The organism is Arthrobacter sp. efr-133-R2A-63, assembly GCF_030209795.1.
GTDB classification, from domain to species: domain Bacteria; phylum Actinomycetota; class Actinomycetes; order Actinomycetales; family Micrococcaceae; genus Arthrobacter; species Arthrobacter bambusae_A.
On the sequence record NZ_JARVRG010000004.1, the window covers coordinates 230,475 to 252,501 of the forward strand.

Here is a 22,027-nt window from a genome sequence, read left to right on the forward strand (position 1 = left end):
CTGGGGGCATGGGAACTGAAAGCCGTTGCCGGGAGCGCGACCCGGACCTTGCCGTCGTCCCGGGTGGCGGCGCGCGCCATCGGGGAGTCCATCATTCCCGATTGGCGAGGTTTGCGCTGGGCGCAGGGGACTCCTTCCTTGAGCTGCTGGCGGTTCTTGCCCCGGTGGAATGTGTGTGCTGCGGTTCCGAGGATTCGGCGCTCTGCGGCACCTGTGCACGGCACCTCCGCCTTCTGTGCTCCCGACCATTCCGCGCTGAAGGGCAAGCTCCGGCCTTGCTCACGGTGGATGGAACCGTGCTCCTGCCCGTTGTCGCGGGCGGACACTATCGGGACGAATTGGCCCAGGCCCTTCTCTCCTTCAAGCATCTGGGCCAGGGACGGCTTGCCTCGGTGCTCGCGCCTGCACTGGGCACGGCCATCCGGTCTGCCGTTGGCGACGGGGAGGGCATCTGCCTTGTCCCTGTCCCCAGCAGCAATGCGGCCTTCCGGCGTCGCGGATTCAGCCCGGTCCATCTCCTGCTCGGCCGCCTGCGGCGCCTGGACGCCTTGCCGGGCATGCACCTGGCGGATGCGTTGAAGACGGCGCCCGGACCGGGAAACGGGCAAAAGGGTTTGGGCCGCGGCGAGCGTGCGCGCCGTGTCCGCGGCTCCATGACCGTTCGGCTTCTCCGAAAAGGTTCCCTGGAGGGCCGGGCTTGCGTCATCGTCGACGACGTCCTCACCACGGGTGCCACCCTCGCCGAAGCCGCCCGGGCAGTGTCGGCGGCTGGAGGTGTGGTGTGTGGCGCTGTGGTCCTTGCAGCCACCCGGCCACCGGCCGGATGGGACCTTCCTACGGGCGGACCAGCTGCCCTGCCCGAATCGACTCAAACAAAAAATAAGTGACGAAAGGATGAATTACCCGTGGCGATGAACTAACGTCGGTTATGGGTACCAAGAACAGATGTACCTGTCGATAGCGGCTCGGAAAGGGGCTCGACTGTCCGTCAGATCAGCCCCGAGAAGCGCCCTTATCGTGTCACCTGAGTTGTTTGGAGGGCACCATGGAGTTCATGATCAGCGGCCGTAATCTGACCGTTTCGGATCGCTTCCGCGAGTATGCCGGCGAGAAGATTTCAAAGATTGAATCGCTTGGGGACAAGGTCCAGAGGGTTGACGCGAAGGTTTCTAAGGAAACCAACCCGCGCCAGACACCGGGCCAGCTCACGGTGGAAGTAACAGTTCTGGGCCGGGGCCCTGTGATCCGGGCCGAAGCGAGCGCCGCTGACAAATTTGCCGCCTTTGATCTCGCCTACAGCAAGCTGCTGGAAAGACTCCGCAGGGCCAAGGACCGCAAGAAGGTCCACCACGGCCGCCACACCCCCAAAGCCGTTCGTGAGGCTACTGCGACGCTTGAGCCTGCCAGCGCGAGCGAACCCATCTATGTAGAGGCCAGCAACCACCAGGAGCCAACGACGCCACCGGTGGAGAGCTCGCCCTACGACGTCGACAACGACATTCCGGCCGGTGATTCCCCGGTCCTGATTCGTCGCAAGGTTTTCCCCGCCGCTTCGCTCACCCTTGATGACGCGGTGGACAACATGGAATTGGTGGGCCATAATTTCTACCTGTTCGTGGACAAGGAAACCAACACGCCGTCGGTTGTCTACCGTCGCCGTGGCTGGACATATGGAGTAATCACTCTGGACTCCACATGCGAACCAGGAGACGAACCCGTGGAGGAACAGATCCACGCTTACCGTTCGAAGGACCAGGCCGCCACGGCCTAGGCCGCCTTCGTATTCCCATGAAAGGACTGGCATGGCCGCTTCGCTGAGCCTGTTGCAGGCACGGCGGATTGCATTGGCGGCCCAAGGACTGGACAAGGAACGGCCCACCGGCCCCGTGACTTCACGGGCGGTGGGCCGCACCTTTGCCCGCCTCCAGGTGGTGCAGATCGACTCCGTCAATGTCCTCTCCCGCAGTCACTACCTTCCGTTCTTCTCGCGGCTTGGCAATTACGACCGAAGCATCCTTCACGCCATGGCCGGGCGAAGTCCCCGGCGCATGATGGAGTATTGGGCACACGAGGCCAGCTTCATCCGCCCGGAACACTTTCAGGATCTGCTTCTTTGGCAAAACCGTGCCTGGGTGGGCGCGGCCCACCTGGAACGCGGAATCCGGGAGGACATGGCCAGCCGGATCCTGGGCGCGCTCGCCTCAGGGCGCCCCATGACTGCCGCGCAATTGACCGCGCACCTGGGGCACCAGGAAGATCGGCAGCACGATAACTGGGGTTGGAACTGGAACCTCGTCAAAAGGGTTTTGGAGCACCTGTTTGAAGAAGGACTCGTGACGGCTGCGTCCAGGACGGAGCAGTTCGAGCGCCGGTACACGCTGACGTCGAGGGTTCTTCCTCCGGGGCTGCCTGGAGTCGCTGCCCGCGCGGGATCGCTCCCGGACGGGGACTCCGATCTGTCGGTAGCGGCCATGGACCGGCTGATCGACGCCGCAGCCCAGGCCCACGGCATCGGAACAATCCGTTGCTTCGCCGATTATTTCAGGACTCCGGTGAAGGCCGCTGCGGCATCGATCGACAGGCTTGTTGCCACCGGGCGCCTGGAGCCGGTCACCGTGCGTGGCTGGGACCGGGCCTTGTACCGGCATGTGGACGCCAGGCTGCCGCGGGCGGCCACGGGCCGCGCACTGCTCAGCCCGTTCGATTCACTCGTCTTTGAGCGCAGAAGGCTCGAGGAACTGTTCGGCTTCCATTACCGGATCGAGATCTACACGCCTGCGGAGAAGCGCAAGTTCGGTTACTACGTGCTGCCCTTCCTCCTCCGCGACGCCGTGGTCGCACGCGTGGATCTCAAGGCGGACCGCGCGGCGAAGCAGCTTCTGGTGCGTGCCGCCCATGCGGAGCCGGACGCTCCGGCGGACACCGCCGTCGAGCTTTCCGCTGAGCTGCGCCTGATGGCCGAGTGGCTGGGCCTCGACGACGTCGTCGTGTCCCCGATGGGCGATCTCTCGCCGGCGCTCGCCTCGGAACTGGCCCGCGGCTGAGATCCGGAGGGGCCGGCAGCGGCCTTGCGGGCGTTTGCGCTCCGCTCTCAGGGAAACGGGGCCGCGTGGCGCTGGTCTCTCCCGTAGACTGAAACCGCCAGAATTCGGCAGCTTGAGACTGGGAGCAACTTTACGTGGCATCACTTATCGAAAAACTTCTCCGCACGGGTGACAAAAAAACCCTGAGGCAACTGCGGACCTATGCCGATTCCATCAACGCCCTCGAAGACTCTTTCAAGACCTTCTCAGACGCCGAATTGCGCGAGGAGACGGACAGGCTGCGCGCCCGTCACGAGGACGGCGAGCAGCTGGACGATCTCCTGCCGGAGGCTTTCGCGGCCGTGCGTGAGGCTTCCTCCCGCACCCTGGGCATGCGCCACTTCGATGTCCAGCTCATGGGCGGCGCCGCTCTTCACCTCGGCAATATCGCCGAAATGAAGACCGGTGAAGGAAAGACCCTCGTGGCCACGGCTCCGGCTTTCCTCAATGCGCTGACCGGCAAAGGCGTGCACGTCGTCACAGTCAACGACTACCTCGCCGAATACCAGTCCGAACTCATGGGCCGCGTCTACCGGTTCCTTGGCCTCAGCAGCGGTTGCATCCTGTCCAACCAGGATCCCGAAGTGCGCCGTCAGATGTACGCGGCGGACATCACCTATGGCACGAACAACGAATTCGGCTTCGACTACTTGCGCGACAACATGGCGTGGGACAAATCGGAGCTTGTGCAGCGCGGCCACCACTTCGCGATTGTCGACGAAGTAGACTCCATCCTCATCGACGAGGCCCGTACGCCGCTCATTATTTCCGGTCCGGCCCAGGGTGACACCAACCGCTGGTACAGCGAATTCGCCAAGGTCGTGCAGCGTCTCCAGGCTGAAACCGACTATGAGGTCGACGAAAAGAAGCGCACTGTCGGCGTTCTCGAAGCCGGCATCGAGAAGGTCGAGGACTACCTCGGCATCCAGAACCTCTACGAATCCGCCAACACTCCGCTCATTGGGTTCTTGAACAATGCCATCAAGGCCAAAGAGCTCTTCAAGCGGGACAAGGACTACGTCATCCTGGACGGCGAAGTCCTCATTGTCGACGAACACACCGGGCGCATCCTTGCCGGACGGCGTTACAACGAAGGCATGCACCAGGCGATCGAAGCCAAGGAAAACGTCGAGATCAAGGCCGAGAACCAGACTCTCGCCACGGTGACCCTGCAGAACTACTTCCGCATGTACTCCAAGCTCTCGGGCATGACCGGCACAGCCGAAACCGAAGCCGCGGAGTTCATGAGCACGTACAAGCTTGGCGTGGTGCCTATTCCCACCAACCGGGACATGCAGCGCATCGACCAGTCGGACCTCGTGTACAAGAACGAAATCGTGAAGTTCGAAGCTGTGGTGAAGGACATCGCGGAACGGCACGAAAAGGGCCAACCCGTGCTCGTCGGCACCACGAGCGTGGAGAAAAGCGAATACCTTGCCAAGCTGTTGGCCAAGGACGGCATCCGGCACGAGGTCCTGAACGCGAAGAACCACGCGCGGGAAGCCGCGATTGTCGCGCAAGCGGGACGCAAGGGCGCCGTCACGGTAGCCACCAATATGGCCGGCCGTGGTACGGACATCATGCTGGGCGGCAACGCCGAGTTCACGGCCATCGCCGAACTGGCAAAGCGCGGCCTGGACCCTGAAGAAAACTCCGAGGAGTACGAGGCCGCGTGGCCGGAAGCACTCGAAGCGGCCAAGCAGGCCGTCAAGGACGAGCATGAGGAAGTGCTTGAACTTGGCGGGCTGTATGTCCTAGGCACGGAACGCCACGAATCCCGTCGAATCGACAACCAGCTCCGTGGCCGCTCCGGGCGTCAGGGTGACCCGGGGGAGTCCCGCTTCTACCTCTCGCTGACCGATGACCTGATGAGGCTCTTCAACTCCGGTGCGGCCGAGCGCCTGATGAACAGCTCGGTGCCGGACGACGTTGCCCTCGAATCCAAGCTCGTGTCCCGTGCAATTGCGTCGGCCCAGGGCCAGGTTGAAGGGCGCAACGCCGAGCAGCGAAAGAACGTCCTCAAGTACGACGACGTCCTGAACCGCCAGCGCGAAGCCATTTACGGCGACCGCAGGCGGATCCTGGAGGGCGACGACCTGCACGAGAAGGTCCAGTTCTTCCTGGAGGACACCATCAACGCCCTGATCGATGCCGCCACGGCAGAGGGAACCGGCGATGATTGGGACTTCCACCAACTCTGGACCAATCTCAAGACGCTGTACCCGGTAACCGTTACCGCCCAGGAGATTATTGACGAAGCCGGCGGCAAGGCCCGCGTCTCCGTTGAATTCCTCAAAAACGAGATTCTTTCGGACGCGCAGCTCGTTTACAAGGAGCGGGAAGAAGCCATCGGCGCCGAGAACATGCGCGAGCTCGAGCGCAGGGTTGTCCTCTCGGTCCTTGGACGCAAGTGGCAGGAACACCTCTATGAGATGGACTACCTCAAAGAGGGCATCGGCCTGCGCGCCATGGCCCAAAGGGATCCGCTGGTCGAGTACCAGCGTGAGGGATTCACGATGTTCCAGAGCATGATGGAGGCCATCCGCGAGGAGAGCGTCGGTTTCCTCTTCAACCTGGAAGTGGAAGTAACGCCCGCCGAAGACGTGGTGGTGGTGGACGGCAGCCCCGAAGGCGGTCACGTCGAACATCACGATCCGCAGATCCGCGCGGCCGGCCTCGAAGCCCCGGAGAAGCCTCTCCAGCTGCAGTACACAGCACCTGGAGAGGACGGCGCGAGCCAGACCCGCGTTGAGGGGCGGACCTCGGGACGCTCAGGCAACCCGGCCAAAGCCGCCGCCGATGACAAGCAGCGTGGATCCAACAAGAGGAAGCGCCGCTAACACTGCAGCGAAAACGGAGAGGGACCAGAACACCAGTTCTGGTCCCTCTCCGTTTGCTGCTTTGAACCCCGCTGTCAGCCGATTTCGAGGGCGGTGACCTTCCACGCGCCGTTGTTCCCTTCAAGCCTCATGGCTACGGCGCGGGAGCGGAGCTCTTCGGAGACGACCACGCTGGCCTCATACACTCCGTCCGTCACCGCGCAGAGGTGCACGGAGCGGACCATCGGACTTCGGTGAAGCCTGGATTGCCCGCCCTGGGCACTCGCGGCATGGGCCCTGGTCAGTGCGGCCCTATGCTGCAGTGCGGCGAGGCAGCCCGGATCCAGGGTCCGTGAGAGCTGTTGCACCGGCCGGGTACCGGCAAGGACTTCGACCGCAGCTTGGGCGATGGTACGGGCCAGTGCACGGATTTCCCCGTCGAGGCCAAGGAGCCGAGCTGGTTTACCGGTAGACGATGGCCCCTTATCGGAAGGCCCGCCCACCCCGGCCTTGGCGCGAGGCGAAACCACTGTTGAACGGGAGGCGATGGGTGGCGAAGCTGCCAGTCGGTCTGCATGGGGTGCGGTGTAGATGGCTGGTGATGCAGTCATGGGCTTCCTCGGTTGCGAATCGCTGGTCGGCGGCGGATGGCGGTGGATCGGCTGGTGGCTACCCAGGTGGTGGTTGCAGGATCTGGCCCGGGATAAGGAGACCAGGGTCGTCTCCGATGACGTTCCGGTTTGTGGCGTACCATTTCGGCCAGTGGAGGGCAATGTCGACGTCGCTGGCCATGGGGCCGAGCTGCCGGGCGGCAATGGACCACAATGAATCTCCCCGCTTCACCACCACTTCGCCTCGCTCCGGTGAGGCATGCTGTTCGGCTGCCCGCTGTGGCCTGGTTCCCAGAAGCCCCGGGTCGGCGACGGGTGGCCGGGGCTGCCAATGCGGGTCGATCTCGGATGATCCGGACTCACTCAAGGGAACGGCTGAGGGATGGCGAGAGAGGCCGCGGCCGGGCGTCCATTGGGCAGAGATGCTGCTGGACGTCGCGGAGTCGTGGGTCGGGCTCCAGGCCGGTTCGAGCTGTTCCGTTGGCGACGCGCTCGCCAACGGAATCCCCGAGAGATTCAGGCCCAGAATCGCAACAGCCAGTCTGCGCATGAAAGCCGGGCTGAGTTTGGCGGCGGCGCCCGCGCAACGATCCTTGCCTGATTGCCGGAGGAGCGCGGCGGCCACTGCCAGAAGGAACGTCGCGATCCACCAGGCCCCGATTCCCAGTCCAGCGGCAATTGCGATAAATCCCAGGAGATCGTCGAACATGGGTGCCTGGAGTCGTTCCGCCGCGGAGTGCCACCGGTCTATCAAGATCAAGCCGGCGACAGCGAGCAAAAGAGAGAGCGCCAGGATGGTCACTGCCATTGCAACGTCGTTCCGAAGGAGTCTTTTGCTCTGTTCCATGGGTTCCCCTTACCCAGTTGATGTTATTTGATGCACTTTGATAGCGATTGATTTATTTTGACCACAATAAGTGAATTTTGTCTAGGATTTGCTTGACTGTGAAGAAGGATTGACCACGGGGGAGTGCCCGCTTACGCTGACGCAATGCGTTGGGATGCTCTGTTTGAAGACATGGAGGCGCAACTGGCCTCCGAGCGATTACTGGGACTTGAATCCGAAATTTCAGAGCGGGCGCGGGTGGAGATCGCCGGCATCGAGGTGTTCGACAGGCTGCGTGGAGCCATCGGCCGGAAGATTGAGGTGAAGCTCCGGTCCGGGACACAGGTGTCCGGGACGCTTAGCCATGTCGGCAGGGAAACCTTGGTCCTGGACGAAGGTCGCCACCAGTGGTTGGTGCCTGTAACGGCCGCCCTGACATATCAGGGCCTGGGCCGGCACGTCCTGCCGGGACAGTCGAAGGTGTCGCAGCGGCTAGGCCTGGCCAGCGCGCTCCGAATGCTGGCCCGCGACAGGGCGGAACTGGCTGTTCATTTGCTTGAGCCGGTGCGGGAGGAGCGGACAATGCGCGGCGTCATCGATCGCGTGGGCAAGGACCACTTTGACCTCGCCATGATGTTGCCGGGCGAAGTCCGCCGGGCCGGCAATGTTGTGTCGGTGGCGACGGTTCCGTTCCAGTCACTCGCCGCGCTGCGTTCATTGCGGGGCCGGGACACCTAGTGGGGGCAGGCTTCCCGCCGCGACCTGGGCAGTGATCAGGACGACTTTGACTTGGCCTCTTGGATGATCCTGCTGGCCTCGGCATAGCGTTCCTCGATGTACTGCTCCAGCATCTTCTCTTCGACGCGCCACTGGCCCCTGCCACCGACTTGGATGGCCTTGAGTTCTCCGCTTCGCACCAAGGCGTATGCCTGCGGGGAGTTGATCTGAAGCTGTTCGGCGACATCAGCCAGAGTGAGGAATCGGGGCATGCATCCATTTTGCCACTGTTCCACCCACTTGCCGGGGTTATCCACAGTTGACGTAATTTGAGCCATGTGGCTTTCGGATGCGAGCAAAATGCGGTCAGAATATAGGCCAGTGGAGGTCGACGCCGACAAACTACGCAAATGGGGGAGCAAGATGGGTGTAACTATGGCGGCCGCTGGAGCTCGGCTCAGGAAACCGTCATGGAGGGATCCGAGGCTTTTGGTGGGGATTCTCCTGGTCTTGGCATCGCTGGCTGGAGTCATCGCACTCGTTGGAACCGCGGACCGCACCATACAGGTGTATGCGGCGCGAGGGCCGATTGCAGTGGGCCAGAGAGTCAGCAAGGACGATCTTGCGATCGTCAACGTCCGGCTCGACGACATTGAGTCCAGCTACGTTACCCTGGCGGACGGCCTGCCCGAGGGAAGAGTCGCTGTCCAAAGAATTGCCAAGAACCAACTCGTCCCGAAGGAAAGCCTGGGGGCCGCAGACTCCCTTGACCGCAAGCCGGTGGCGATCACGATCCAGGAATCACTGCCTCCCCAGGCGGTGGCCGGATCCCGCGTTGACGTCTGGGTAGCCCTGCCTGATGCGCGCAACGGCTTCGGCACGCCGCAATTGCTGTTGCCCGGCGCGGAGATCGCCCAGGTCACGGAAGGTGCATCCACCCTTGGAGCGTCCAAGGAGAAAGTGGTTCTGGTCCTCGTGAACGATGAGCACATGCCGAAACTTCTTGGAGCGCAGGCAAACAAAGCGAAGATTGCCGTCGTATGGAACCCGGGCGGTGCCGGCAAATGAGCATCCCCGTTGTCACAGTCGGGCAGTCCCGGGAAGACTTGGTCGGGGGACTCGAGCGGCTCCACGGGCCGGTGACTGTGGTGCGCCGGTGCGGTGAACTCGCGGAACTTCTGGGTGCTTGCCAAAGCGGCCTCGCGCGCGCAGCGGTCATAGCCGAAGGTGCGGGAGAGCTGACGGCATCGCTGGTCGACCGGCTCGCGGCTGTCGGAGTCTCCATCGTTGCACTCAGCGACGACCCGGGGGAAGCGGGCCGCCTGCGCAGCATCGGCGTCGTGACGGCGTCGTTGGAGGTGGACTCGGCAACGTTGGCTTCCAAGATCTCCGACGCCGTAGGCCAACTGCCCGGACAAGGTAGGCGACGCGCGGAACCACGGGACTCCGGATATGCGGACACCGCCGCGGAACTCCGTCCCGCTGATGCTCCGGAAGAACCGGAACACCTGCCGGCTGGTGCTGGGCGGATCGTCGCGGTCTGGGGGCCAACCGGGGCGCCCGGCAGGACTCTCGTGGCAGTCAATATCGCTGCGGAGCTGGCGGCTGAAGGCAAGTCGGTGGTCCTTCTCGATGCTGACAGCTACGGGGCAAGTGTCGCGGCGTCGCTGGGCTTGCTCGACGAATCTGCAGGACTGGCGCAGGCTTGCCGGCTGGCGGATCAAGGATTGTTGGATGCCGAATCGCTCAAGCGGATCGCCGCGCCTGTCTTCGCCAAAGGAACCAGCCTCCGGGTCCTCACGGGCATTACGCGCTCTGATCGGTGGACCGAACTCCGGGCCGCCGCGCTCTCCTCGGTGCTTGAACTCGCCAAGGAGATCGCGGAAATTGTGGTGGTCGATGCGGGTTTCTGCCTTGAAGCCGACGAGGAACTCAGCTTCGACACGATGGCCCCGCGGCGCAACGCAGCCACCCTGCGAAGCATAGAACTGGCGGACACCGTTTTCGCCGTGGGCGCGGCCGACGCCATCGGGGTTCCGCGACTCGTGCGTGGCCTCGCGGAACTTGAACGGGCAGTCCCTCACGCGGCTCCCCGGGTGGTCTTGAACAAGGTGCGGGCAGCATCCGCGGGCCGATCGCCCGAACGGGAGCTCCGCGAAGCATGGGAGCGATACGGCCCGGGCCACAGCATCGAGGTATTCCTTCCGTCCGATCCTGGAGCGTGCGACTCCGCCCTGCTATCCGGCGCCGTGCTCTTTGAAGCTGCACCCGAGTCTGCCTTGCGGCTCGCAATTGCAAAAATGGTCTGTGCACCTGTCCAGCAAAATCGTAAATCCTCTGTCATTTATTCCAGAGCAAGGCGAAGTCTAAAGCGTTAGGCTCGCCATGTGGGCTGCAAGGACGCAGCAATCGAGATGTGATGGAGGCGTTTGTCGATGTCGTCAGGATCCAGCGTGGAGGATCGTTCTAAACCTGCAGTAGTCCGGGAAGGGTTCTTCGGAGACTACTACGAGCATCTCGCAGAGGAGGACGCCCGCGGATACGCTGCCGAGCAATTGACCTCCAGGGCGGCTGCCCACCGGGAAGCGGGACAGAGCCGCAAGCCGGGCACCGCCAACGTCAAGATTGCCAACGAGGGTGATCGCAGCATTCTGTACATCGTCACTGATGACATGCCGTTCCTGGTGGACTCGGTGAACGCCGAACTCGTCCGCCAGAACTGCGCTATCCGGCTGGTCATGCACCCGCTCTTCGTGGTTTCGCGTGATCACGTCACCGGCGACCTGTCCGACATCGCGCGGGTGCCGTCGAACATCGGCATCTCAAGCGGTGACACCGCGGCGATGCCGAATATCGCCCATCTGATCTCGCAAGGTGACAACGTCTCCCACATGGAGTCATGGATCGCGGTCGAGGTCGACAGAGTGGCCGACGACTTCCAGAAGGAGCTCGTGGACGGGATCCACCGCGTCCTGAAAGACGTCCGCGCCGCCGTCGAAGACTGGCCCAAAATGCGCACGAAGGCACTCGAGCTGGCATCATCCCTCGACAAGGTAGCCCACCCGGAAGACATCGCGGAGCTCAGGCAGGCGCAGGATCTTCTGCGGTGGTTGGACAACGGCAACTTCACCTTCCTTGGTTACAGGGAATACGACCTCATCACCGAGAACGGTGAAGACGTCCTTGAGTTGCGCGAAGAGAGCGGCTTGGGACTTTTGAGGGCGGGGGACCACCCCCACCAGATCCAGCACCTCACCGACGCCGGACGCAGGAAGGCTCGCGAGAAGCGTGCCTTGGTCATCACCAAAGCCAACTCGCGGTCCACCGTGCACCGCCCCGCGTACCTGGACTACATCGGCGTCAAGAGCTTCGACGTTGCAGGCAACGTCAACGGTGAGCGCCGCTTCATCGGCCTCTTCGCCACGAGCGCCTACACCGGTTCCGTCAGGAACATCCCCATCGTCCGGGAAAAGGTCGACGCCGTGCTCCGCTCGGCCGGGTTCCCGCAGGACTCGCATTCCGGCAAGGACCTCGTCGGTATTCTCGAGACCTACCCCCGCGACGAACTCTTCCAGATCGAGACCGAGGACCTGGCCGCAACGGCTTTGGGCATCCAGCGTCTGCAGGAGCGCCGCCGCACGAAGCTCTTCCTCCGCCCGGACATCTATGGACGGTTCATGTCGGCGCTCGTCTACCTGCCACGTGACCGCTACACCACCAACGTCCGGCAACGAATCGAGCAGGAACTCCGCGAGACTTTCGAGGCCGACAGCATCGACTACGAGGCCCGGATCACGGAGTCCGCACTCGCGAGGGTGTTCTTCCGTATCCGGCTGCCCCGCGAAGCTGAGCTCCGCGACGTCGACGCCGGTGAACTCGAAAAGCGGCTTGTCCGGGCTTCGCGGTCGTGGGCTGAGGGAATTGCAGAGGTGCTCCGCGAGAACACCAGTGGCTTGGATGCCGAGCGGCTTTCCGCCCTGTGGGGGGATGCGTTCCCGGCCGGCTACCGTGTCGACTACGAAGTCGAGGACGCCCTCAAGGACATTGAGCGCTTCGAGAAGTATGCCGCCACAACCGATCGCGACGCCGTCGCTGTCCAGGCGATCCCCGGAGTGCATGTCTACCTGCCCAACGGTGCCGGCGAACTCCTCGAAGAAGATGCCCGCGTCAAGCTCTACCTCCTGGAACCCAAGAGCCTGAGCCAGATCCTGCCCTACTTCCACAATCTTGGCCTTGAGGTTCTCGATGAGCGACCGTTCGAGATCGAGACTGCGGACCACCGCGACTTCTTCCTCTATGACCTTGGCCTGAAGTACCCCGCCGGTGTCGATCCCGTGGCAACCGGCCAGCTCCTGGCAGACTCCTTCAGCGCCGCGGTGACCGGTTCCGTGGAATCCGACAGTTTCGACCGGCTCGTCCTCCGGGAAGGTATCCACTGGCGTCAGGTTGTCATGCTCCGCGCCTATGCGAAGTACATGCGCCAGATGGGGAACACCAACTCCTTCGAGTTCATTGCAGATACCCTTCTTGCGAACCCGGAGGTTGCCCGCGGCCTGATCGAGCTCTTTGGGGCCCGCTTTGATCCTTCTTCGCCTGACACCGCGCGTCCTGCCCGCCAGGAGGGCGCCCGCGCGGCACTGGCCGAAGCAATTGACCAGGTGGCCACGCTCGACGCCGACCGGGTCCTGCGGACTTTCGTCAACCTCATCGAGTCGACGCTGCGCACGAACTACTTCCAAGGCAAGTCGTACGTCAGCTTCAAGCTCGATCCGACCACGATCGACGGCTTGCCGTTCCCGCGGCCAAAGTACGAGATCTGGGTGTACTCGCCTCGCGTTGAAGGCGTGCACTTGCGCTTCGGCAAGGTGGCCCGTGGCGGTTTGCGGTGGTCGGACCGCCGTGAAGACTTCCGGACCGAGATCCTCGGGCTGGTCAAGGCACAGACAGTCAAGAACGCTGTGATTGTGCCGACCGGTGCCAAGGGCGGATTCTTCGCGAAGCAACTTCCGGATCCGGCACTTGACCGCGCCGCATGGATGGCCGAGGGTATTGAAAGCTACAAGACTTTCATCCGCGGCCTGCTCGACCTCACCGACAACCTCGTGACTACAGCCGACGGCGAGAGAATTGTGCCGCCGGCGGACGTTGTCCGCCAGGATGACGACGATTCGTACCTGGTGGTTGCCGCTGACAAGGGCACTGCTACCTTCTCGGACACCGCGAACGGACTGGCTGCCGAGTATGGATTCTGGCTCGGTGACGCATTCGCTTCCGGTGGATCCGTCGGATACGACCACAAGGCCATGGGCATCACGGCCCGTGGCGCATGGGAGTCGGTCAAGCGCCACTTCAGTGAGCTGGACCTTGACACCCAGACCGAGGAATTCACCGTGGTCGGCGTCGGCGACATGTCCGGCGACGTCTTCGGCAACGGAATGCTGCTCTCCAAGCACATCCGCCTGCTGGCCGCCTTCGACCACCGCCACATCTTCCTGGACCCGACGCCGGATGCTGCTTCGTCCTTCGACGAACGGCACCGTCTCTTCGAGCTGCCCCGCTCCTCCTGGGACGACTACGACCGCTCGCTCATCAGCGCAGGTGGCGGGGTCTACCCCCGCCAGGCCAAGGTCATCCCGATCTCGCCGGAGGTCCGCAGGGCCCTCGGCCTGCCGGATGGAACGGTTCAGCTTAGTCCTCCGGAACTTCTGCGTGCGATACTCCTCGCCCCTGCCGATCTCCTGTACAACGGGGGGATCGGAACCTACATCAAGGCCAGCACCGAGTCCCACGCCGAGGTGGGGGACAAGGCAAACGACGTCATCCGCGTCAACGGGCGCGAGCTTCGCGTGAAGGTTGTCGGCGAAGGTGGCAATCTCGGAATGACGCAGCGCGGACGCATCGAGGCCGCACTGCAAGGCGTCATCCTCAACACCGACGCGATCGACAATTCGGCCGGCGTGGATTGTTCCGACCATGAGGTCAACATCAAGATCTTCGTGGACCGGATGGTTGCCGCGGGGAAGCTGGATGCATCCGAGCGCACATCGTTCCTCGCCGACATGACCGACGAGGTCGGGCGGCTTGTGCTCGAAGACAACATCGACCAGAACATCCTGTTGCTCAACGACCGCACTCGCGTTGCCGAATGGAGCCCGAGCTACGAGCGTCTGATGGACTGGCTCGAGAAGTCCGCGGATCTCAAACGGGATCTTGAAGCACTGCCGACCACCGACACGCTTCGTGAGCGGCTGGAGCAGGGCCAGGGGCTGACGTCCCCGGAACTGTCCGTCCTCGCCGCGTACGCCAAGATCGAATTGGGTTCGGCATTGCGCGACAGCGACCTGGCGGATGACCCGTGGTTCCGCAAGACGATTCGCTCGTACTTCCCGAAGCAGCTTCGCGAAAGGTTCGACGCCGAACTGGACACTCACCCCTTGCGTCGCGAGATCATCGCAACCGTGGTGGCCAACGACATGATCAACCTCGGCGGCATCACCTTCGCGTTCCGCACCATGGAGGAAACCTCGGCTACCGAGGTGGCCGTCGCGAAAGCGTTCGTGGCGCTCCGTGAGATCTACGAACTCGACTCGATGGTTCGCGAGCTCAATGCCCTGCCTGCCTCGTTCCCCACGGAACACTGGAGCACCGTCCACCTCGACATCCGGAGGCTTCTGGACCGGGCCGTTCGTTGGCTGCTCAGCCAGGGCAACGCCTCGAAGCCGATCTCGGAGATCGTCGCGGAATTCAAGCCGATGATGGATCCAATGCGGGCCAGGGTGCTCGACTACTTGCGCGGGAGCGACAAGGAGCGGGTTACCGGTTGGCTTGAAAGGGCACGCTCTTGGGGCCTCCCGGACACGCTGGCCCATCGCTGGGCCGAGCTGTTCGAGAGTTTCGTGCTCCTGGACATCGCCAAGATCACGCAAAGCCGCGAGGCCCGTGTCGAAGAGGTCAGCCACGTCTACTACACAGTGTTCGACCGCTTCCACGTGGACTCATTGCTGGAGCGAATTACGGCACTCCCGCGTGATGACCGCTGGCAGGCGCTTGCCCGCGCAGCCCTGCGCGACGACCTTTATTCGACTGTGGCGGACATGACGTTGTCGGTGCTCGAATCGACCGACGCCGGCCTCGACGCCGAGGGTCGGTTGGAGGCTTGGGAGGATCTCAACGCCGAGCAGTTGGGGCGTGCGAAGAGCATGTTCGACGAGGTCAACGCGTTGGAGGCCGACGACATGGCTTCTCTGTCGGTAGCATTGAGGCTCTTGAGGTCAATCGTTCGACGCTAGGGACAAGCCCGCGCGTTATATGGAGGTGCAGTGGCAATCTTTACAGACCCCATCAGGGAGCACGCTGATTTCGGGCCTGGAGATGCTGAATGGCTGCACCTCCTGGTCGGCGACTGGCAGATGGTCGCCGACCTGGCGTTCGCGGACTTGGCCCTGTGGTTTCCGCATCCGGAATTCGGCTACATCGCGCTTGCGCACGTCAGGCCGTCAACGAGCCACACGGTGTTTCATGCGGACTTTGTCGGGGAAGGGATCCGCTCGGATCTGCAACCGATAGTCGACAAGGCCTGGTCCAGCCGTTCCATCGAGCGCTCCAGTGAAACAAGCTGGAGCAGCGAGATGGCCCTGCGGGTTGAAGCGGTACCGATGGTCAGGAACGGACGGACCCTCGCCGTCGTCACCTCGCACATGGACCTATCCAGTTCGCGGATGCCTTCGCGCCTTGAGCTCACGTACAGGCAATGCGCGTACGATCTGCTTCGGATGGGCACGCTGGGACTGTGGCCTGACTTCGCTTCACCGACGGGTTCGCGCCGCGGCGCTCCCCGCGTCGGTGACGGCCTGATCAGGCTCGACGCCGACGGCATCGTCCAGTACGCGAGTCCGAACGGCGTCTCTGCATTCCGCCGCCTCGGCGAGGTGGAAACCTTGGAAGGGCGGTCCCTCGCGGAAGTCACCGCAGGACTTCTCAAGGACCGGCGGATGGTGGACGAGACCTTACCGCTGGTCGTGACCGGCCGGATGCCGTGGCGGAGCGAAATCGAGTCCCGTGGAGTCAGCTTGTCGCTGCGCGCGATTCCGTTGCGCGACGAGAAGCATCGCTTCGGTGCTTTGGTTTTGTGCCGCGACGTCTCCGAACTGCGACGCCGCGAGCTCGAGCTGGTGACCAAGGATGCAACCATTCGTGAAATCCACCACCGCGTCAAGAACAACCTGCAGACGGTTGCTGCTTTGCTGCGCATGCAGTCGCGACGCATGGTGAGCGATGAGGCGAAACAAGGCCTGGAACAGGCTATGCGGCGGGTGGCGACGATTGCCTTGGTACACGAGACGCTTTCGCAGGGGCTGACGCAGAGCGTTGATTTTGACGAACTCATCGGACGTCAGTTCCGGCTTTCAGCGGAAGTGGCGTCCCCTTCGCAGCACGTCCGGACCGAGCGGGCCGGCCTGTTCGGCGAATTGCCGAGCGACTTCGCGACGCCGCTTGCGCTGGTCATCAATGAGCTCGTGACAAATGCCGTGGAGCACGGCCTCGAAGGACGGGCCGGAACGGTATGGCTGATGGCCGATCGTTCAACGGGGGAGCGCGGCGACGAACTCCTGACCGTGACGATAGCCGATGACGGCGTCGGACTACCCGAGGGCTCGTACACGGAAGGACTTGGCCTTCAGATTGTGCGGACACTTGTCACGAGCGAATTGGGTGGCAGCATCCAGTGGATGCCGCGCGACGGCGGCGGCACCGCCGTCGAGATTGTCCTGAATCTGGTCCGAAGCTGACCCCAGCCGTTGAACGTACGAAGATGGCCCGGACCTTTCGGTCCGGGCCATCTTCGTATGTCTTCTTTGCCTGAGACACCGGGCTGTGCCAGCCTCAGGCGCCCAGGACGCGACGCTTAGGAAGCGCGGCGCGCGCGGGCGGCACGACGCTTGAGTGCGCGTCGTTCGTCTTCGCTCATTCCGCCCCAGACGCCGGCGTCCTGGCCCGATTCGAGGGCCCACTGAAGGCATGTGTCCACGACGGGGCAGCGGCGGCAGACACTCTTCGCTTCCTCGATCTGGAGAAGCGCAGGGCCGGTGTTGCCTACTGGGAAGAAAAGCTCCGGGTCCTTGTCAAGGCAGGCTGCGCGGTTACGCCAATCCATGCTGATCAGTCACTCCATTCGTGAGTACTAGTTAAGCCTTTTGTGAAAATATTCACGAGAGGCTTCATAGGAAAGGGGACCCATTGGGCCCCCTTGGTCGTCTGAGTCAAGCGTGTCATGTTAACGCCATGTAAACAAGGGGTTCAAGCGTTTGAAACCGTGAGCGATGCATCACACTGGATGGCGGGCTACTCACAGGTATTCGACTATGTCGGGTAGTGTGCCAGTGTGTCAAGACCCCCTCTGAACCCCAACCATGACCCAGCGGCGCCCGGCAACGACGGCCAAGGAGCCGGCCACGACAACTCCGGCGGAGCAACGCGTCCTGTGGGAATCGTTGTCATTTCGATCGTGGTGGTGCTGGAAGCCCTTGCGCTATTGGCAGCGGCGGCACTGTATATATACGAGCTGGTGACCGGCGCTCCGGTGGCCTCCTTCTGGGGTGCCGTGTTTACTTTGGGTCTTCTGCTGGCCTTTTCTGCATTGTTGTTTGCGGTGGGACACTTCCTGTTCCGTGGCTACCGTTGGACCCGGGCACCTGCATTGGTTGCCCAGCTATTTGCCCTGACGATCGGCGTTCCCACCATGACCGGAGGGGTAGTTCCCGCCGGCCTGGCGATGGTGGTGCCGGCTCTGGCCGGAATTCTCTTCTTGTTCGACAAACGTGTCATTGCCTTCGCGTCCCGAACGGGCGGATCCCGCGCCGCGCTCTGACGGATATAACTGCGCCGCATCCCGTTAGCTCGGGGCCGCGATGTGGAGAGAACGTGTTTGTCCGTTCTCGATCAGGACTGCACGCCCTGGCGGTGCGGCTTGTTCGACGTCGACGCGGACGCCGAAGAAATCCCCAGCGGTCGGCGGCCTGTCGCCCAAGAGGATCCCGCTTCCGTGGTTTCGGGCCAGGGAAGCAAGGGGCGTCCGTTGCAGAAGGGCCGGGCTGTACCCGGCAGTTGCCACCACAGTGAAACCCATGCCGGGAAGCTCAGCAAGGAGTATCCCCGTTTCGCTGTTGAGGCGCTCGACGTCGTCCACGAGCGGGATCACCTCTGTGCTCACGCGCTTGCGGGTTGCTTCGCGGTGGAATTCCGCCCAAAAGGCGTCAGGATCGGCATCTCTAGGTGGTGTCCGCCACCGATTGCCTGGATTGAGCAGGGTCAGTGCTGTGAGCAGGGACGACTTGCCCGAACCGGGGCTGCCGAGGGCGAGGAGGACTGCCGAAGGCGGCAGTGTAATCCACGCAGGTTCGTTCTCGTCCCCTCCGACGCCGAGGAGCACCGATCCCCGCGGACGAGCGCTTGAATCTGCAGCGGCTTCGGCTCGGCCGTCCGATACGAGGTCCGACGCCCGGAGGAATTGCGGCAAGGGATCCACCCGGAACGGGCGCCGTGCAGGCTCTGGGGGTAGACAGTACGGCCAAGCCGCGTTCGGAGGGGGCGCCGCGAGTTGGGCGGCTGACGCGTCAACGTCGATGAAACTACCAACCACGACGGCGCGGCCCTTCAGGGGCTTCATTGCCGCGAAACGCGGCCATGCCAACCGCCCTTCTTCGGTGGTCCCGGTGGGAAAGAACGCCCGGTTGGTGATGGACGCGAACATACGCGACGTCACCAGTTCGCGGTCGCCAGTGACAAGAACAACCAGTCCTGACTTTGGTCCATCGCGGACAATGGCGTGGACGAGGTCTTCGGCCCAGGCCAGCGGACCGGTGCGCAATTCGGACATCCACGAACCCCAGCTCGAAATGACCAGCAGAAGGGGGACTTGCCCGGCACTGGTCCCGGAGGATTGCCGCGCCGACATTTCGGCAGCGAGTCTCTCCAAGATGCGGACGCCTCTCCTGATGTGGCTGAATGGGGCAATTGCCCCCACGCGTCCCTGGGCTTCGACGTCGGTGAATGAACCGTCTCCGTCAAGGACGTACAGATGGATTTCCTCGGCACTTCCAAGAAGTTGCGCCGCTGCTGCACGACAGGTATCTTCAACTCCGCTTCCAGGAGGGCCAACGAGTCCAAGATTCCCATGGACGAGCGGGTTCCAGCACAGTCCGGCGACTCGTTGCTGCGTCGGGAAGTCGGCCAAGCCAAGATAGGCTGCCGGGCGTGCGGACGTTCCGTTTGCTGCGTGCTTGCCTGGCAGTGAGCTCATGCCGGGGGACTCGTCACAGGAGATGAACTCCGGGAGCGGAGGTGCAACGGGTCTTCGGAGGGGTCTACGCCCGCGGATGTCCCAAACCCGGTCGATTGCCCTGATGATGGGGCGGACCGCTTCCGCAGGGGTTGCAACGGCACGCTGAGTCTTTGCCTCCGCGGGTTCAGACCAACCACTGAAGCGGAGCGAGACTGCTGTCGCCAAGGTCATGGTCTTCGAGGGTGGCCGGGCTGTTTCGCTTCTTGAGAGCGTCGCTGATTGAAATTGCCCCGCATCTTCCGCTCCGCGAACCATGTAGGCGCGACCAGGAAGGGACACTGGAATCGATGCCGCCGCCGGCGAGCTGATGATGTCCCGGGATTCCAGTTCCGATTGGACGCGAAGGGCAATGCTGGTGGTGACGTTGGCCCGGATGTCCGCACTCAGTGCGCCCTGCGGACGTTGTGTTGCCATGATCAGATGGATTCCCAGGGATCGGCCCAAGGTGGCGATCCGCATCAATCCGGCCAGGGCGTCGGGGGCGTCCTCAATGAGCATCCTGAACTCGTCGATCACAAGGACCAGACGGGGCAGTATCGGAGATTGGTTTTTTCGTCCCGCCCCGGGACCGTCCGCGGCGTCCCCTGCTTTGGCCCAGTACGCGGGCAAGTCAGGGACAACCGCCTTTGCAAGGATCGCTTCCCGTCTCCGAACTTCGGCACCGAGGGACGTGAGGCTACGCTCGAGCTCGTGTTCGCTGAGGTCGGTAAGCATCCCGACGCAGTGTGGAAGGTCGACCAGTGGCCCGAGCCCCGAGCCTCCCTTGAAATCGACGAACAGGAAGTTGACCCTGTCCGGGCTGTGGGTCAGTGCGATCGACGCAACGATTGTGCGCAGGAGCTCGGACTTGCCCGATCCCGTAGTTCCAGCCAGGAGGAGATGCGGGCCGTCCGAAACCAGGTCGAGGGACCGCGGTCCGTCGACTCCTTGCCCGATGACCGCGGACAGCCCGCCACCTGCCGAGGAATCGATCCAACGGGCGCCGATGCTTGGGGGATCGGCGGGAAGCAGTTCGGACAGCCGGCAGGTGGAAGGGAGAAGTGACGCCTTTTCCGTCGCCAAGCCCGGCACCCTGGCCAATGAGCGGCAGTAGCGGTCGAACACCTGGAACGGGACAAGGTCAGGGTCGAATTCCGTTGCGGAATGGTGCGAGCGGAGGACTGCGCGTTTGTTCCAAAGCTCGACTACGGAATCGCTTTCGTCCGCGCTCGCCGTGCCCTGGAAGACCCGCCAGCCGGATTCGACCGCCGCCAGCCGCAAGGCGGCGACGGCGGGATCACGCTCGTACCCAAGGAGAAACAGCGCCCCCGGTCCGTCCGTGAGCGCGGAAAGAACAGCCTGGGCTGAAGAGGTGTCCGTGGTCAACGTGGCGCGGGGAAGGAACCGGGCGCTCGACGGCAAGAGAGCGATCGGTCCGTGTATGAGGACACGGAGGTTGATTGCATTGGGAAAGGCCGCCAGCTGCATGAGCAGGAATCTGAACATTCCTTGGACTTTGGCTTCCGGTCCAGCGAAGGTGACGGTTTGGATCGAGGGATCCAGAACTACCGGAACCCGGCCCAACTGCGGTGGGTGGAAGTTCGGGTCCGGTGGATCGAGCGCAATCCGGGCTTGTTGCGGGGTCGTTCCGAGCCGGAGCCAGACATCGCGGCTCTCCGACCTTCCTTGAGTTGTATCGGTTCTTGGCGGCGTCGACTGGTTTAGCCCCCGATTTCCTGAGGCGAAAGCGGCTGAGCCGACGGCATGGACGAGTTCCGCGGCGGACGGCGAGCACCGCCGTCGTCGGGTTCGGTCTTGATCGACCGCCGCAGCGATCGCGGCAGCCAGAAGGCGGCGCTCGCGTCTTCCCGACAATGCTGGGGCGAGGACGGCGATGGCGGAAATTGCGGCGAAGCCGAGGAACATCCACATGCCAGTGGCCACGGCCATTCCGACTCCAAGCACGAACGGTAGCACGGCCGTGAGGAGAAGCTGTGTGCGGCTGCCCGCGTCATGGCGCCGCCGCACCGAGAGCGGCTCCGCAGCGCTTTGCCCCGCTGTCCCCAGGAATTCCGTCCCGAAGTCTTCGGCGCCGAAGACCACCGACATGACCGAGGCGCCACATCGGATCCTGGAAGCGGTTGAAAGAGCGGCGGAGCGGACCGTGCGGCCATCCACCACTGTTCCGTTGGCGCTTCCATTGTCGGTTATGGTGACCGCTGTCTCGGAGATTGTCAGGACCGCGTGAACCCGGGAAACATCAGGATCCGCCAGGCAAACATCCGCGTTGCTCCTGCCGATCCTGTAACTGCCACGTTCCAGCGGAACCACCAGGCCCGCGGCAGGTCCGGCGTGCACCAGCAAAGACAAGGCCGCAGGACCGCGTTTGCAGATCGAATCGTTTCGCGCCTCCGAATCAGCGCCGTCGACCAACACGGCTCCGGATATGAGGGGTGCAGAGCCCACGGCGAGATCACTGAGTGGATGCCCGTCGACTGTCAGTTGTCCCGCGCCGAACTCGGCCGCGACGGCGGCCTCGACGACGGTGCCGGGGGTGCCATTGCCAACGGCTAAGGCCAGTTCGACGGGTTCGCCTTGCCGTAGCGCCCGCGGGGCCCGGACCAGAGTGCAATGGAGTGTCACTATGTCCG

General features: G+C 63.2%; 15 protein-coding genes. 10 read left to right on the forward strand and 5 right to left on the reverse strand.

Translation table 11 applies throughout. The annotated features are described in order from the left end of the window. Positions 1–8 precede the first annotated feature (8 nt). From QRN45_RS01705 to secA, 4 genes are all read left to right on the forward strand, one after another. The gene (locus tag QRN45_RS01705) at positions 9–887 is read left to right on the forward strand and encodes a ComF family protein (protein ID WP_284762274.1); all 879 of its coding nucleotides are present in this window, start codon (positions 9–11) and stop codon (positions 885–887) included. Positions 888–1,045: 158 nt separating this feature from the next. Further along, complete coding sequence (gene hpf, locus QRN45_RS01710; protein WP_241709213.1) at positions 1,046–1,771, forward strand: ribosome hibernation-promoting factor, HPF/YfiA family; 726 nt, start codon at positions 1,046–1,048, stop codon at positions 1,769–1,771. A gap of 31 nt (positions 1,772–1,802) precedes the next feature. Continuing rightward, positions 1,803–3,044: a winged helix-turn-helix domain-containing protein gene (locus QRN45_RS01715; protein ID WP_284762275.1), complete on the forward strand. Its 1,242-nt coding sequence runs from the start codon at positions 1,803–1,805 to the stop codon at positions 3,042–3,044. Between the two features lie 134 nt (positions 3,045–3,178). Next, complete coding sequence (gene secA / locus QRN45_RS01720; RefSeq protein WP_284762276.1) at positions 3,179–5,923, forward strand: preprotein translocase subunit SecA; 2,745 nt, start codon at positions 3,179–3,181, stop codon at positions 5,921–5,923. A 74-nt stretch (positions 5,924–5,997) separates the two neighbouring features. Here secA and QRN45_RS01725 read toward each other — a convergent pair whose 3' ends face one another. Then, a complete protein-coding gene (locus QRN45_RS01725; protein WP_284762277.1) occupies positions 5,998–6,513 on the reverse strand; it encodes an Rv3235 family protein in 516 nt (171 codons plus the stop codon). 58 nt (positions 6,514–6,571) lie between these two features. Continuing rightward, positions 6,572–7,360, reverse strand: coding sequence for a LysM peptidoglycan-binding domain-containing protein (locus QRN45_RS01730; RefSeq protein ID WP_284762278.1), 789 nt, complete (start codon positions 7,358–7,360; stop codon positions 6,572–6,574). 144 nt (positions 7,361–7,504) lie between these two features. Between QRN45_RS01730 and QRN45_RS01735 the strand changes: the two genes are divergently transcribed. Continuing rightward, entirely contained in the window at positions 7,505–8,077 is a 573-nt protein-coding gene (locus tag QRN45_RS01735) for a hypothetical protein (protein ID WP_241709218.1), read from the forward strand. Positions 8,078–8,112: 35 nt separating this feature from the next. On the opposite strand, the gene QRN45_RS01740 is transcribed toward QRN45_RS01735, so the two are convergent. Beyond that, a complete protein-coding gene (locus QRN45_RS01740; RefSeq protein ID WP_059387549.1) occupies positions 8,113–8,328 on the reverse strand; it encodes a helix-turn-helix domain-containing protein in 216 nt (71 codons plus the stop codon). Between the two features lie 151 nt (positions 8,329–8,479). Here QRN45_RS01740 and QRN45_RS01745 point away from each other — a divergent pair, with 151 nt between their 5' ends. Genes QRN45_RS01745 through QRN45_RS01760 form a run of 4 tightly spaced genes read left to right on the forward strand, consistent with a single transcriptional unit; the run spans position 8,480 to position 16,845 of the window. Continuing rightward, on the forward strand, positions 8,480–9,124 hold the full coding sequence (locus QRN45_RS01745) for a CpaB family protein (RefSeq protein ID WP_284762371.1): 645 nt from the start codon (positions 8,480–8,482) through the stop codon (positions 9,122–9,124). Further along, positions 9,121–10,434, forward strand: coding sequence for a CpaE/TadZ family protein (locus QRN45_RS01750; RefSeq protein ID WP_264636616.1), 1,314 nt, complete (start codon positions 9,121–9,123; stop codon positions 10,432–10,434). The genes QRN45_RS01745 and QRN45_RS01750 overlap by 4 nt, the downstream gene beginning before the upstream one ends. Positions 10,435–10,491: 57 nt before the next feature. Next, positions 10,492–15,345 carry an NAD-glutamate dehydrogenase gene (locus tag QRN45_RS01755; RefSeq protein ID WP_284762279.1) on the forward strand — a complete coding sequence of 1,618 codons (4,854 nt, stop codon included), beginning with the start codon at positions 10,492–10,494 and terminating at the stop codon, positions 15,343–15,345. Positions 15,346–15,375: 30 nt separating this feature from the next. Continuing rightward, positions 15,376–16,845, forward strand: coding sequence for a sensor histidine kinase (locus QRN45_RS01760; RefSeq protein ID WP_078108392.1), 1,470 nt, complete (start codon positions 15,376–15,378; stop codon positions 16,843–16,845). Between the two features lie 116 nt (positions 16,846–16,961). On the opposite strand, the gene QRN45_RS01765 is transcribed toward QRN45_RS01760, so the two are convergent. Beyond that, positions 16,962–17,210: a WhiB family transcriptional regulator gene (locus tag QRN45_RS01765; RefSeq protein WP_003804966.1), complete on the reverse strand. Its 249-nt coding sequence runs from the start codon at positions 17,208–17,210 to the stop codon at positions 16,962–16,964. A gap of 327 nt (positions 17,211–17,537) precedes the next feature. Between QRN45_RS01765 and QRN45_RS01770 the strand changes: the two genes are divergently transcribed. After that, on the forward strand, positions 17,538–17,924 hold the full coding sequence (locus QRN45_RS01770; RefSeq protein WP_370873873.1) for a hypothetical protein: 387 nt from the start codon (positions 17,538–17,540) through the stop codon (positions 17,922–17,924). A 24-nt stretch (positions 17,925–17,948) separates the two neighbouring features. Here QRN45_RS01770 and QRN45_RS01775 read toward each other — a convergent pair whose 3' ends face one another. After that, the gene (locus QRN45_RS01775; protein WP_284762282.1) at positions 17,949–22,019 is read right to left on the reverse strand and encodes a type VII secretion EssC family protein; all 4,071 of its coding nucleotides are present in this window, start codon (positions 22,017–22,019) and stop codon (positions 17,949–17,951) included. Positions 22,020–22,027: the final 8 nt, after the last annotated feature.